At 70.2% G+C, this 13,663-nt stretch carries 14 protein-coding genes; 6 read left to right on the forward strand and 8 right to left on the reverse strand.

Going from position 1 to position 13,663, the window contains the following annotated elements:
• Positions 1-58: 58 nt before the first annotated feature.
• The 4 genes from ACN6LB_RS17090 to ACN6LB_RS17105 form a co-directional block, all read right to left on the reverse strand.
• A complete protein-coding gene (locus ACN6LB_RS17090) occupies positions 59-484 on the reverse strand; it encodes a GlxA family transcriptional regulator (RefSeq protein WP_445026650.1) in 426 nt (141 codons plus the stop codon).
• Positions 485-553: 69 nt separating this feature from the next.
• The gene (locus tag ACN6LB_RS17095; RefSeq protein ID WP_445026651.1) at positions 554-730 is read right to left on the reverse strand and encodes a DJ-1/PfpI family protein; all 177 of its coding nucleotides are present in this window, start codon (positions 728-730) and stop codon (positions 554-556) included.
• A gap of 25 nt (positions 731-755) precedes the next feature.
• Positions 756-1,970 carry a glycosyltransferase gene (locus tag ACN6LB_RS17100; RefSeq protein WP_445026652.1) on the reverse strand — a complete coding sequence of 405 codons (1,215 nt, stop codon included), beginning with the start codon at positions 1,968-1,970 and terminating at the stop codon, positions 756-758.
• On the reverse strand, positions 1,967-2,767 hold the full coding sequence (locus tag ACN6LB_RS17105) for a MerR family transcriptional regulator (protein WP_445026653.1): 801 nt from the start codon (positions 2,765-2,767) through the stop codon (positions 1,967-1,969). Before ACN6LB_RS17105 ends, ACN6LB_RS17100 begins: the two co-directional genes overlap by 4 nt.
• A gap of 199 nt (positions 2,768-2,966) precedes the next feature.
• Here ACN6LB_RS17105 and ACN6LB_RS17110 point away from each other — a divergent pair, with 199 nt between their 5' ends.
• The 3 genes from ACN6LB_RS17110 to ACN6LB_RS17120 all read left to right on the forward strand — a co-directional run bounded on the left by ACN6LB_RS17110 (position 2,967) and on the right by ACN6LB_RS17120 (position 6,630).
• Positions 2,967-3,575 (forward strand): SMI1/KNR4 family protein, encoded by a 609-nt coding sequence (locus ACN6LB_RS17110; RefSeq protein WP_445026654.1) that lies wholly within the window; start codon positions 2,967-2,969, stop codon positions 3,573-3,575.
• 223 nt (positions 3,576-3,798) lie between these two features.
• Positions 3,799-4,500, forward strand: coding sequence for a restriction endonuclease (locus ACN6LB_RS17115; protein WP_445026655.1), 702 nt, complete (start codon positions 3,799-3,801; stop codon positions 4,498-4,500).
• Positions 4,501-4,725: 225 nt separating this feature from the next.
• The gene (locus tag ACN6LB_RS17120) at positions 4,726-6,630 is read left to right on the forward strand and encodes an AMP-dependent synthetase/ligase (RefSeq protein WP_445026656.1); all 1,905 of its coding nucleotides are present in this window, start codon (positions 4,726-4,728) and stop codon (positions 6,628-6,630) included.
• A 39-nt stretch (positions 6,631-6,669) separates the two neighbouring features.
• On the opposite strand, the gene ACN6LB_RS17125 is transcribed toward ACN6LB_RS17120, so the two are convergent.
• A complete protein-coding gene (locus ACN6LB_RS17125; RefSeq protein WP_445026657.1) occupies positions 6,670-7,323 on the reverse strand; it encodes a DUF6629 family protein in 654 nt (217 codons plus the stop codon).
• 191 nt (positions 7,324-7,514) lie between these two features.
• Here ACN6LB_RS17125 and ACN6LB_RS17130 point away from each other — a divergent pair, with 191 nt between their 5' ends.
• The 3 genes from ACN6LB_RS17130 to ACN6LB_RS17140 all read left to right on the forward strand — a co-directional run bounded on the left by ACN6LB_RS17130 (position 7,515) and on the right by ACN6LB_RS17140 (position 9,765).
• Positions 7,515-8,678 carry an MFS transporter gene (locus ACN6LB_RS17130; RefSeq protein WP_445026658.1) on the forward strand — a complete coding sequence of 388 codons (1,164 nt, stop codon included), beginning with the start codon at positions 7,515-7,517 and terminating at the stop codon, positions 8,676-8,678.
• A gap of 104 nt (positions 8,679-8,782) precedes the next feature.
• On the forward strand, positions 8,783-8,998 hold the full coding sequence (locus ACN6LB_RS17135; protein ID WP_356140217.1) for a DUF4177 domain-containing protein: 216 nt from the start codon (positions 8,783-8,785) through the stop codon (positions 8,996-8,998).
• 308 nt (positions 8,999-9,306) lie between these two features.
• Positions 9,307-9,765, forward strand: coding sequence for a Crp/Fnr family transcriptional regulator (locus ACN6LB_RS17140; protein ID WP_356140218.1), 459 nt, complete (start codon positions 9,307-9,309; stop codon positions 9,763-9,765).
• Between the two features lie 691 nt (positions 9,766-10,456).
• Here ACN6LB_RS17140 and ACN6LB_RS17145 read toward each other — a convergent pair.
• From ACN6LB_RS17145 to ACN6LB_RS17155, 3 genes are all read right to left on the reverse strand, one after another.
• Positions 10,457-10,897: a VOC family protein gene (locus ACN6LB_RS17145; protein ID WP_445026659.1), complete on the reverse strand. Its 441-nt coding sequence runs from the start codon at positions 10,895-10,897 to the stop codon at positions 10,457-10,459.
• 228 nt (positions 10,898-11,125) lie between these two features.
• Positions 11,126-12,169 (reverse strand): zinc-binding dehydrogenase, encoded by a 1,044-nt coding sequence (locus ACN6LB_RS17150; protein WP_445026660.1) that lies wholly within the window; start codon positions 12,167-12,169, stop codon positions 11,126-11,128.
• 82 nt (positions 12,170-12,251) lie between these two features.
• Positions 12,252-13,538 (reverse strand): MFS transporter, encoded by a 1,287-nt coding sequence (locus tag ACN6LB_RS17155; protein ID WP_445026661.1) that lies wholly within the window; start codon positions 13,536-13,538, stop codon positions 12,252-12,254.
• Between the last annotated feature and the right edge of the window lie 125 nt (positions 13,539-13,663).

Below are 13,663 nucleotides of genomic sequence, written 5' to 3' on the forward strand. Positions count from 1 at the left end.
CTGGGCCGGACGCCGCGCGCCGGGGCGTCCCCCCCGCCCCAGCCCTCCAACTCCCTTGTCAGTCACGGTCCTTGCGGTCGAAGGTGTCGCGGTAGACGCTGGGCGGGACACCGACGTGCGTTTTGAACAGCGTGCGGAAGTTGGCCGATGTCCCGAAGCCGCAACGCCGCGCCACGCTTTCCACCGTGAGGTCGGTCGACTCCAGGAGTTCCCGCGCGTGGCTGAGCCTGGTGTCAAGGAGCCACCGCATGGGCGGCCGGCCGGTCTCGGAGTTGAAGCGACGGATCAGAGTCCGCCGGGACATGCCGGCCTGCTGCGCCAACTGGTCCACGGTGAGTGGCTGATGGAGGTTCAGCAGTGCCCACTCGTACAGCTGCGTCAGCCCCGCGGAACGCTCGGGCCGCACCGGCAGATCGATGTACTGCGCCTGGCCGCCGGTGCGGTGAGGGGCGGTGACGAGCATGCGTGCCCGCTGGTTCGCCACGCGGGGCCCCGAAGTCACGGCGGATGAGATGCAGGCACAGATCGAGTCCTGCGGCGACTGCGGCGGAGGTCAGAACCTCGCCCTCATCGATGTACAGCACCTGATGTACAGCACCTTCGGCTCCACCGTGACCCGGGGGTACCGGTCTGCGAGGGCTGCCGCGTGCTGCCAGTGCGTGGTGGCACGTCGTCCGTCGAGCAGGCCCGCGGCGGCCAGGACGAACGCGCCGGTGCAGATGGACACCATGCGGGCGCCCCGGGCTGCATCGGCGTCATCCAGCGGTCAGCTGCCGCACGGCCTTGAGCGCCTGGCCCGCTCCGTCCTCGGTCATCAGGTGTTGCGCCGCTCTCGCGGCGGCTTGTGTGAATGCCTGCTGCTTCACTGCTCGGTCGAGTGAGTCGGCGAGCCGTTCGGCAGTGAGGGCCCGGAAGGGGATCGGGTCGGTGGCGGCGCCGAGGGCGGCAAGTCGTCCCGCCCAGAACGGCTGGTCCGCGGTCACCGGCACGGTGACCGCGGGCACTGCGGCGCGCAACGCGGCGGCCGAGGTTCCGGCCCCGGCATGATGGACCACCGCGGCCAGCCGCGGGAACAGCAGGGCGTGCGGTACGTCACCGATGGTGAGCACGTCATCGTCGTCGGCCGCGAGCCCCGCGCTGCCGGCCTGAAGAATGCCGCGCAGCCCGGCGCGACGCAGGGCTCGCACGGCGATCTCGCTCAGCCGTTCCCCGTAGCCCGCCGCCATGCTTCCGAAGCCGATGAGGACAGGCCGAGGTCCGGCATGAAGGAAGTCCTCCACGTCTGCGGGCAGCTGTTCGGCCGCGTCGTGATGAGGCCACCAGTTGCCCACGACCTTCAGGCCGGAACGCCAGTCGGAGGGACGCGGCACCAGCGCCGTGCTGAAGCCGTACAAGATGGGCCAGTTCGCCTGTTCCTGCCGCCGGCGCGTCGCGGAGGCGGCGGCCGGGGGCAACTGGAGGTGGTGGCGCAGTTTTGCGACCGCCTGCTCGTAGACGCGGTCGGTCATGCGCAGCGCGAAGCGTCCGGTTGTGCGGTTGGCGAGGCGCCCCAGTGAGCGGGAGCCCGTGACGACCGGAGGGAAGTCGCCGGTCGGTGCGGTGGGCTGGAGGTACACGCCGAGGCTCGGTATGCCCATGGCCTCGGCGAGGTGCCAGCCGAGCGGGGCCGTGGTGGTCGACAGCAGAAGCAGATCCGCGCCCTCGGTCATCGCGTCGGCGAACCCCTGGCCCAGTTCGGCAGTGAACGCAGCCGCGGTGCGCATCAGTTCACGTCTGCCCGGGCCACCGCCGCGAACCCGCGTGTCGGCGGGCAGACTACGGAATTCCAGTCCTGCGTCGCGTACGAGGGGTGCGAAGGTGTCCGTGGTGGCGAGGGCTACGTCGTATCCGGCCCGCCGCAGTTCGGCGCCCAGCCCCGTGTAGGGCGCGACGTCACCGCGCGATCCGGCCGCGGCGATCAGGATCTTCATCGGTCCTCCTGGGATTCGGTACGGCCGCCTGCGTGGCGGGCCGCGTTGGCGTGGACCGCCTTGCACGTATAGGCGGCCAGACCCGGGCATTGTTGCGACGGCGGTACGACCAGGGCGAATGCGCGCGGGTCGGCGATGAAGTCGTCCGCGATGCGCCGGTGCATGTCCGGTGGGCAGGAGGTGAACCAGCGTGAGATGTGCAGGCGGTGCTCCTCGGCGAGGTCCATGGCCCGCTCGCCGTCGCTCGGCTCCCCCTCGCCGAAGGCCGCGAGCAGCTCTGCGCGCCAGGCGGTGGCCTCGCCCATGAGCTGCCGCCAGTCCTCCTTGGTGTGGGCGGCCGCGCGCGCCATCGCCTCGCGCTGCCCCTCCGAGTGGGCCCACTTCAGCTCTGCCTGGGTGGCGTAGCTCAGGTCGAAGGTGATCTCACCGAAGACCTCGAAGCGTTCCTGAGGACTCAGGGACACCCCGGTCTGCTGGACCTCGATCGCCCGCTGCGCCACCTCCGCCAACTGCTGGAGCCTGGCGATCTCTTCGCTCAACTGCCGCTGCCGGGACTGCAGATACTCCAGGGCGTTCGCCTGTGGATCCCTGAGGATTCCTGCGATCTCGTCGAGGGAGAAGCCGAGTTCGCGGTAGAAGAGAATCTGTTGGAGACGGGCCAGGTCCGTGTCGCTGTAGAGCCGGTATCCGGCGTGGCTGCGGCCGCTGGGCGAGAGCAGACCCGCCTTGTCGTAGTGATGCAACGTACGCACCGTCACCCCGGCGAAAGCCGAGACCTGCCCCACGGAGTAGCTCACCCACCTGCCCTTTCGTTGGCATACAGCCTCAAGCCTGACGCAAGGGGAGGGTCAACTCGCTCTCGCCGGGCTTCGTGGACGGGAATGGAAAAGATCACTCACCCGCCTTGGCGCCGACGCCCCGCAACGCGGCGTGCGGACCGCCCAAGCCCCCGAGCCCTCCAAGTACGTTGTCAGTGCCGGGCCTTATCGTCCGCACATGAACAGTCCCGCCATCGCAGACTCCTGGGCCCGCATCGATGCCTGGCTGGCCCAGCACGCCCCGCTCAGCCATGCGCAGCTGCGTTCACCCGCGTCACCGAGCGACATCGAGGCCGCCGAGCAGGCCCTCGGCGTGACCTTCCACCCCGACCTGACAGCGTCTTTGCGGTGCCACGACGGTGTGGAACTCGAGGACGGAGCCCCCGAGTTGGCGTACTACGGGCCACCGTCGAGCCTCAAGCAGATCATCGAGAGCACACGGTTTCTGCGCGAAGTCGGTGCCGACCTCGCCCTGGACGACGACGCCCCAGGTGAGGGCGACGAGGAAAGGGAGTATGAGGAGCTGAATGCCTACTGGCGTGATGAATGGCTACTGATCACACTCGGCATCGGCTGGCAGTCCTCCGACGGGCTCTTCCTCTCCTGCCGGCCCGGCCACAACTTCGGCCGCGTCGGCCGCTACTTCGACGAGGATTCCCCCTCCTTCACCGAATGGCCCTCGCTGCGGCACGCGTTGGCCGACTACGCGGAAGCCCTGGAGCAGGGCCGACGGTTCGACAACCGGATCCCTTTGGCCGTCGACGGTGTCCTGACGTGGGGCGACTAGAACACCATCGCTCCTGCACCTGCACCTGCTCCCGCCCGCCTCCGCCCTCGCCTCCGCCTTCCGCGCCGCTTCCGGAAGCGCGCGGCGCTACCTGCCCTGATCACTTCATGCGCTCAATTCGTGACCCAATGTCAGTGGGCTTTGCCATGATGGGCGATGTCGTGAAAAGCGCGGGACGGGGGGACAGCGTGTCCGGGATCGATCAATGTCCGACGGGTGAGCGATGACGCGGCGACGGCCGCCCGCGAGGCGGCGTGGGCGGCGGTCGAGCAAGCGTCAGCAGGAGGCGGAGGCCAGGCTGCTGGTGTGGTTGACGGTCGCGGCGGTCGTGGTCGGGCTCGTGGTGATGGCGGTCGCGTGGCTCGCGGCGCATCGCTGGGTGGCCGTCGTCGCCGTGGTGCTCGCGGTGCCCGCGGGCGCCGCCCTGCTGAGGCGGCGACAGGAGCGTGCGCGCCGGGAGGAGGCCGAGTTGCGCGGGCTGCGGTATGCGCTGACGCAACTGGACGCGCTGCACCACCAGGAGTTCGAGCAGGCGATACGGGAGTTGATGCGTCGCGACGGCTGCTCGGACGCCGCCCGGGTCGGAGGCCGGGGCGATCTCGGCGCCGATGTGAAGGCGACGGATCCGTTCGGCCGGCGGTGGGTGATCCAGTGCAAGCACCGCCGCGACGGGGAGCGCGGGTCGGCGGTGGGGTCGCCGGACCTGCAGGTCCTCAATGGCACCGCCCGTCCCGTCCACCAGGCCGACATAGCCGTCATCGTGACGAACGGCCGCGTCACCAGCCCGGCCCAGGACTTCGCGCGCCAGCAGCGGCTGCACCTCGTCGATCGCCGTCTGCTGGCGATGTGGGCGGCCGGCTCGCAACCGTTATGGGATCTGTTGGGGGCGCTGCCGCCGCCGCGCAGACCCTCCACCCTGTCCTGACGCAGACCGCGACAGAGCCCGCGCGGCGCTCACCGACCCCGCTACGGCAGTGCGGTGGAGGACCGTTGACGCAGGAGGACGACCGGCGCCGGTGCGGCGGCATCAATCGAGACAATCCGCTCCGGCATTCCCGCCACGTTCCGTGCCCGTGTCGGCTACATTCGAGAACCCTCGGCTCCAGTGCCTCTGGGTGACGGCGTGTCGAGAAGACTTCCGGAGCGGTGAATGCACCAGTTCGAACACCTCCCGCCGGCCGCGGCTTCGATGCACGGGGGACTCGCCGACAGCCTCTTCGACACGGCACGCCGCAGCCCCGACCTTCCGCAGATCGCCCGCCGCCTAGACGTCGCCCCGAGCCCTTGGACTCCGATGACGGCCGCCGAGCTGCGGGACGAAGTGGTCGACCTGGCCCGGGGACTCGTCGCGTCCGGACTGCGCCCGGGCGACCGGGTCGCCATCATGGCGCGCACACGGTACGAGTGGACCGCACTCAGCTGCGCGCTGTGGGCGGTCGGGGCCGAACTCGTGCCGGTCTACCCGACGTCGTCGCACGAGCAGGTCGCGTGGATCCTCAAGGACTCCCGCTGTGTCGCCGTGGTCGTGGAGGACGAAGAGGGCATCATGACGGTCGCCTCGGCCTGTGCCGCGCTCCCCGCGCTGCGCCACGTCTGGCAGTTGGACAACGGGGCGCTGTCGCAGCTGGTCGAGCGGGGCCGTGCGATCCCACCGATGACCGTCGACTCCCTGCGGCGGATCGTGCTGCCCGACTCGACCGCGATCATCGCCTACACCTCCGGCGCGACCGGCCAGCCCAGGGGCTGCGCCCTCACCCACCGCAACCTGGCGAGCACCTGCGACACCCTGCTGGAAGGATGGGGGCACACGGCGGCTCCACCGGGCCAACAGCCGGCCATCCTCGCCTTCCTGCCCTTCTCGCACGTGTACGGCCTCATGATCCAAGGCCTCTGCATGCGGGGCGGCCTGTTGATGGGCCACCAGCCCGATCTGAGTGATGTGTCTCTTTCCGAGGCCTTCCGGTCCTTCCGCCCCACCTATCTCTACGCCGTTCCGTCCCTCTTCGAGAAGATCTACAAGAACTTCCTGCAGAGCGCCCAACGGGCCGGCCACGGCGTGCTGTTCGAGCGTGCGGCCCGTACGGCGACGGACTTCGCCATTGCCACCGAGCGCCACCGGCTGGGCGCAGGCCCGGCCCCCGGGTTCGACCTGCGCCTGCAACACGCCCTCTACGAAAAGACGGTGTACAGAAGACTGCGTGCCGCGCTGGGCGGCCGCGTCTGCGGTGCGGTGTCGGGCGGCTCACCCCTGAACCGTGAACTCGCCCTGTTCTACTCGGGAATCGGGATCCTCGTCCACGACGGATACGGGCTCACCGAGACGAGCGGCGGCGTGACGGCGCAGCCCGTGGGACGTGAGAAGTTCGGCACCGTCGGCCGCGCCCTGCCGGGCACGGACATCCGTGTGGCCGACGACGGGGAGGTTCTGGTGCGCGGGCCCTCCGTGTTCCAGGGATACATCAACGACACCCGGGCCACTCAGGCGGCCTTGCGGGACGGCTGGCTCGCCACAGGGGACATCGGCCACCTGGACTCCGAGGGATATCTGGCCATCACCGGCCGCAAGAAGGACGTCATCATCACGAGCGGCGGCAAGAGCGTGGCGCCGTCGGCCCTCGAACAGCGGCTGCGTATGCACCCGTTGATTCACCAAGCGGTGATAGTGGGCGACAACCGGCCCTGTGTGGGTGCCCTGATCACGCTGGATCCGGATTTCCTCGCGCACTGGCGGGCGGCCTGGTCCAAGGGCGGGGCGGGACCTGCCCGTGAGGCGCGGGAGGAGAACGAACTGCGGGAGGAGGTCCGGCGCGCCGTCGCCGCGGCCAACAGCACCGTGTCCCGCTCGGAATCCATCCGGGTCTTCCGCGTCCTTCCGGAACCCTTCGCCCCCTCCAACGGGCTGCTCACGCCTTCGATGAAGCTGCGACGCGACGCGATCGTGCGGCGCTACGCCCCCGAGATCGAGGCGATGTACCAGCGGTCCTCCCGGGCCCCACGCGAGTACGTGTCGGGCGATCCGTCGATCTGGGAGGAGTCGGACAACGTGTTCCGGTGAGCGGCACAGCGCCGTTCCCGAGAACAGCCGTGCCGTTCGCTACGTCACCCTCGCGCGCTCTGCCTGCCGCGCGCCCGGCGGAGCCCCCGAGCGGCCCTGCACCCAGCCGAACAGCACCACCGAGCAGACGGCCGCGAGCGCGCACCAGGTGGAGACGAACTCCCGTTGCCACACCGTCCAGCAGATCAGTGCGCCCACGGCGACCAGCACACCGAGCAGCAGCAGTCCCCGTTCCCCGGACAGCAGCAGCGAACCGATGGTGGCCAGAAGGTATCCGGCGACGAGCAGAGCGGCGTGGGGCAGACCGACGGCGTAGCCGACGGTGTGGCCGCGGACCTGCGCGGTCACCGGGCGCGTCGCGAGAGCGTATGTGAGCGGCACGGCGGTGGCGAGGCCGATGGCAAGCGGGATCATCAGCCTGCGTAGGGCGCGCCGTGGGGCCGCGCAAGCCACGCCGAGGGGCACCCACACAGCCAGCAGCGGCAGGGCGATCACGGCCCAGGCAACGGCGGCAGGTCCCCTGCCACCTCCGGAGTCCCACACCACCGACTCCACGATCTGGTGAGCCCCCAGAAGCAGCGGCAGCGCCGCCAGTGGCAGATCGCCGCGCCGGCGCACCCGCGCCACGCAGGCCACTCCCACGGCGCCGATACCGACACCGGCCACGAGATCGGCTGTCGCACTCCAACACATACCGTCACCAGGGGGTCGGCCGTCAGGTGGGACCGCCTTCGCGGTCCTCTCGATCAACAACGCTACGACTCCCCCGCCTCATCCCTCTCGGTGACACGATGTGTCCCTCACGGACGACGCGTTGCGACTCCGCCCGGCCGGACGGGCAGGTCAGCGTGAGAGGCAGCGGACCGTCGAAGGAGGTGACCGGAATGGGGCCCTGGCGCTTCGTGGTGTGGTTCGGCACGGTCAGCCTGCTCGCCGACTTCGTGTACGAGGGGGCGCGCTCGGTCACGGGTCCGCTGCTGGCCTCGCTCGGCGCGTCCGCGCTGGTCGTCGGCCTGGTCACGGGCGCGGGCGAGGCCGCCGCGCTGGGACTGCGGCTGGTGTCCGGGCCGCTCGCCGACCGTACCCGGCGCTTTTGGGGACTGGCGATCGCCGGGTACGCCCTGACGGTGCTCTCCGTGCCGCTGCTGGGTGTGGTCGGGGTGCTCTGGGCTGCCTGCGCCCTGGTGATCGCCGAACGCGTGGGCAAGGCGGTGCGTTCTCCGGCGAAGGACACGCTGTTGTCTCACGCCACCGCCGCGACCGGACGCGGGCGAGGCTTCGCGGTCCATGAGGCGATGGACCAGGTCGGGGCGCTGATCGGCCCGTTGGTGGTGGCCGGTGTCCTCGCGATCACGGGCGGCGACTACGGCCCTGCCCTGGGTGTACTCGCCGTGCCCGGCGTCGCGGTGCTGGGCCTGCTGCTGTGGCTGCGGGCGCGGGTGCCGGACCCGGAGGCGTACGAACGGGCGCTGACACCGTCCGCCCCCGCGGCGGCGGACGAGGTCCGGTTGCCGAGCGCGTTCTGGACGTACGCGGCGTTCACCGCGGCCACCACGGCCGGGTTCGCCACCTTCGGCGTGCTCTCGTATCACCTCGTCGTACGGCATCTGGTGGCGACGGCATGGGTGCCGGTGCTGTACGCCGCCGCCATGGTCGTCGACGCGATCGCCGCGCTGGCGACCGGCTGGCTCTACGACCGGATCGGGGCGCGTGTCCTGGTGGTGCTGCCGCTGCTCGCCGCGGTGGTCCCGGCACTGGCGTTCACCGACACGGTGGCGCTCGTGGTGGCGGGGTCGCTCGTGTGGGGCGCCGCTATGGGCGTCCAGGAGTCCACGCTGCGGGCCACGGTCGCCGACCTCGTCCCGTCGGGTCGGCGCGCGACCGCTTACGGCGTCTTCGCCGGGGTCGTCGGCGCGGCGAGCGTCGTGGGCGGCACGCTGACCGGTGCGTTGTACGGCTCGTCGATTCCGTTGCTGATCGCGGTCGTTGTCGCGATCCAGATCGCCGCGCTCGTCCTCCTGGCCACGCTTCGCACCCGCCTTTCGTGAACAGGAGGTGTGGTCCCCCCATCGCCCCTGTTCGAACGCGGCCATCGATGGTTGGGTGGGCCCTGGCCACGCCCACCATCCATCCGCAGGAGAGCCACACAGCCATGAGCAGCCCCTACACGTACGAGTACAAGGTCGTCACCTTCCGGGAGTCGCTGATCGGCGACGCGCTGGACAGCGACAAGCTGGAGAAGGTCCTCAACAAGCATGCCGAGGACGGGTGGGCGCTGAAGGCGATCACGTCCGCCGACGTCAAGGGCCGCATAGGTCCCGGCTCGGTCGAGGGGCTGCTCCTGACCTTCGAGCGCCCGCGGCGCTAGCGACGTCGGACGGGGGCCGCCCACGACAGTGGCCCCCGCCCGACCGACTCCGTCACCCCTGTCACTCCACGTGACTCCTGTACCCGTGCGGCTAGCACAGATACCCGCACACCGCATCCGCACACCGATGCCGCGCCGCACCACGACGTCGCACCAGGGCATCGGGCAAAGGATCCAGCAAGGGATTCGGTTCCCGACGCGACGAATCCCGCGGATCCGGCTCCAATGGAGGGTGACGGGGTACAACCGGTACGACAGGCGCCGCGGGATCCGGTGGGGTTCTCGCGGCGGCGCGACGGAGGTACGCGATGGCCACTGCTCTCCGGCTCCTGCCCGCACTCTCGCCCGTGCATCGTGAGCGTCTGATGGGCGTGGCTCGCGAGGTCTCCTTCCCGGCGGACGGAAGGATCTTCGAGGAGGGGGGCACGGCCGACCGCTTCTGGGTGGTGCGCTCCGGGACGGTCTCCCTTTACCAGCGGGTCATCGGAGAGAGACGTATCTCGGTCGCGCAGCTGGGCCCCGGGGACCTGCTCGGCTGGTCCTGGCTGTTCCCGCCGCACACATGGGATTTCGGCGCCGAGGCGTTCAGTCCCGTGCGGGCCTACGAGTTCGACGCCGGGGAGGTGCGCGGCCTCTGCGAGGAGGATCCGACGCTGGAGCTGTCCTTGACGCGCACGATCGGGGCCATTCTCGCCAACCGACTGGAGACGACCCGCACGGCCTTGATCGAACACTACGCGCGCCATGGCGGCAGCACACTGGGCTGACCAGGTGAATGGACGGCACCGTGCGGCTGCTAGGAGCGGACCAGGGTGAGCGCGCCGGCCTGGTTCGGATGGCGGTTCGTCGTTCCGCAAGGCGCACCAGGGCACAACGAGAACCCATCAACGGCGCCTGTCAGGGCGGCGGGACGGCTGGCGCTGGGCCGAGCCCGATCTCGGCTCCCGCCTGGCCCGCGGTGGTGTCCGCCATGCGGCGAACAAGATCCCGGCAGCGCCGATCACCGCCTGAAGCGCCGCCACACCAGCTGAAAGGCAGATCGCGGTGCAGGCGGCCAGGATGCACACGAGCGCGATCAAGTCGACTTTGCGGTGATCCGACTCTGCCCCGGATTCGGGGTCGGCACCCGAAACAGCAGAGTCCTCTTCTGATGGCTCAACCTGCGACGACACGCCGGTCCTTCCCAGTCGGGAAGGGCGGGCAGGCGAGGAACTCAGCCCCCGGACAAGCAACAAGCCGCTTTCAGCCGCATGTCTCCTGGGGTTAATTCCCCGGCTTCCTATCGCTTGCGCGATGAAGCCCGCCCCCCAAGAACATGCAGCCAAGCGGCTACACACAACGACCGTAAGTCGAGCACCGACACCGCGTCAACTCCCTCTCCAAGTTGGACAGTTCCTCAGCGGAGATCAGCGCCGGGATCACCGCGCTGAGCCGGCTCTGCGCCGCGGTTCCTCCCTCTCAGCCCAGTTGCTCGGCCAGTCCGACGATGATGCCCTCCGGGCCGCGGAGATAGCAGAGCAGATAACTGTCCTCGAACCGGGCGATCTCGCCGACGAGTTCGGCGCCGTGAGGCCGCAGGCGGGCAACGGTGTCCTCGAGGTCATCGACGGCGAACATGACGCGGTGCGTGCCCAGAACGTTGTGCGGCCGGTTGCGCGGCCCGGCGCTGATCACCGCGGGGCTGCGGTACTTCGCCAGCTCGAGCCGGCTGTGACCGTCCGGGGTCCGGACCATCGCGATGTCACAGCGGACGCCGTCGAGTCCGGTGCACTGGTCGGCGACGGGGCCCTCGACCTGCGCCCTGCCCTCCAGCTCCATACCGAGTTCCACGAAGAACGCGATGGCGGCATCCATGTCCTCGACGACGATGCCGACGTTGTCCATCCGCTGAATCGCCATGCTGCTTTCTCCTTCTTCCTGGCGCGGCCGGTGGTGGCCGCTGATGCCCCAGGGACGGAGCCGGCGGCACGTTCTCGACATCCTCCAACCGACGGACTCAGAAGAATCTGGAAGGCGTGACCGGCCCGCTTCGTCTTCTGTGTCAAGTCCAAGGTGTTGAAGTGGAGTAGCCGGCCAGTACGGCCATGGGGTGCGGACTGGCCGCACCCCACTCCTGGCGTTCTTGGGTCAGGGGTTGATGAGGACCTTCAGGCTCTTGCGGTCGGCCATGGCCTGGTAGCCGGCCGGGACGCCTTCGAGGTCGGTGGCGGCGTCGAAGACCTTCCCCGGCTCGATGGTGCCGTTGAGGATGTCGGGCATCAGTTCCTCGATGTAGGCGCGGACCGGTGCGGGGCCGCCGGCCAGGCGGATGTTGTGGCGGAACAGGCTGCCGAAGCCGATGGGTGCCTCCTCGTACTGGGGCACGCCGACGCGGCTGATCACGCCGCCGGGGCGGACGACGCCGAGGGCCTGCTCGTAGGCGGGCATGTGGCCGACCGCTTCCAGGACCACGTGCGTGCCGTGCCCGCCGGTCAGCTCACGGACCGCCTCGATGCCTTCCTCGCCGCGGGCGGAGACGACGTCGGTGGCGCCGAACTTCCGGCCCAGGTCGGTGCGCTCCTGGTGCCGGCCCATGAGGATGATCTGCTCCGCGCCGAGCCGCTTGGCCGAGAGGACCGCCAGCAGGCCGACGGCACCGTCGCCGATCACGGTGACGCGGGTGCGTTCGTTGACACCGCCCGCGACGGCGGCGTGGTAGCCGGTGCCGAAGACGTCAGAGAGGGTCAGCAGGGACGGGATGAGGGCGGAGTCCGCCGCGACGGGCAGCTTGACCAGGGTTCCGTCGGCGAGCGGGACGCGGACCGCTTCGGCCTGGCCGCCCTCTTCCGCCTCGCCGTCCCAAAAGTTGGCCTGCGAGTGGGCGCAGGAGGTGTGCAGGCCCTCGCGGCAGAACGCGCAGGTGTTGTCGGAGATCGCGAACGGGGCGACGACCAGGTCACCGCGCTTGACGGTGGTCACCTCCGAGCCGGTGTCCTCGACGATGCCGATGAACTCGTGCCCCATCCGGGCGGGGCCGTCCTCGGGCTTCATCGAGCCGTAGGGGTGCAGGTCGCTGCCGCAGACGCAGGACGCCGTGATCCGGACCAGGGCGTCGGTCGGGTGCTTGATGACCGAGTCCGGAACGTTCTCGATACGGATGTCGCCGGCGCCGTACATGAGGGTTGCGCGCATGAGGTGCTCTCCAGTGCGGTGATGGTGTGTTTCGCATGGTGCTGGTCAGTGGTTCATGGGCGAGTGCGCGCCCTGGCCGGTCTCAAGCGTGATCGGCACGGCCGGCGGGCGCACTCGGAAGGCCGGCCGAACCGGACACCGCGGCTCGGCGGTGGCGGTTCAGTGCGAGGACGGTGGTGGGGATCAGAGTCAGTGCGGCGATGGCGGTGCCGACCGCGGCGGGGCCGGTGGAGCCCATGCCGGAGTCGAGCGCTTGGCCGGCGATCCCGGAGCCGATGGCGGTGCCGAGGTTGAACGCCGAGACCGTCAGGGCGGAGGCCAGCGTGGCCGCCGTACCGGCGTAGCGGACGGCCAAGGCCATCAGGACCGGGTTGGCGCCGAGGCCGAAGAAGCCGAGCAGGGCAACCAGGACGACCGTGACGGGGGCGGAGCCGGCCAGCGGGACGATCGCGAGCAGCAGGAGGGTGGCGCCTGCGGCGGCGGCGATGGTCACCGTGTGAGGGCACCGGTCACCCAGACGGCCGCCGACGATCGAGCCGACGAGGGCTCCGAGGCCGAAGCCTATGAGGACCAGCGGCACCAGACCGGCGGCCAGACCGGTGCGGTCGGTCAACAGCGGCGCGACGTAGGAGTACGCGGCGAGGACGCCTCCGGTGGTGGTGGCGCAGGCGGCCAGGACCAGCCACAGGCGGCCGGAGCGCAGCGCGGTCAGCTCGGAGTGGACGGATCCCGTGTGCTGGGCCGGACGGTCGTGCGGGACGGTGCGGGCGATCAGCGGGACGGCCGCGGCGGAGAGAGCTGCCAGGGCCCAGAACGGGCCGCGCCAGCCCATGAGCCGGCCGGCGAAGGCGCCCAGCGGCACGCCCACGACGTTCGCGAGCATCGCGCCGGCCCCGACGAGACCGAGGGCACGGGCGCGGGCCGTCGGGCCCGCGGCGCGGGTGGCCGTCACGTTGGCCACGGCCCAGAAGGCGCCGGTGGCGATCGCGGTCAGGAAGCGGGCCGCGAGCACGAGGGTGAAGCTGGAGCCGACGGCGACGGCGACGTGACCTGCGGCGAAGACGCCCAGGGCGAGCATCAGGGTCAGCCGCGTGGGCAGCCGCAGCGTGAGCATCGCCATCAACGGCGCGCCGACGATCATCCCCATGGCGAAGACTGTGATCAGAAGCCCGCTCTGGGCAACGCTGACCTGCAGGTCTCCCGCGATCTCGGGCAGCAGGCCGGCCACGACGAACTCGGTGGTGCCCATCAGGAACGTGCCCAGCGCGAGCACGTACACGACGAGCGGAAGTCGGGCGGGCGCTGCCTGCTGAGGCTGCTCGGCCCGCGCTTCAGCCGGGGCGTGGAGGGTTCCTCCTCGCGTACTCAAGGTTCATCTCCGTGGGGTCGTGATCGGGGTAGGTGTCCCAGGAGACCGGCTTCGGCACAGGTGGAGAAGGTCGTGTTTATAGGGGGTACAAGCTCAACCTCCCTTGGCGCCCCTTGCTGGCTACC

This window comes from Streptomyces sp. SAS_270 (assembly GCF_052543295.1).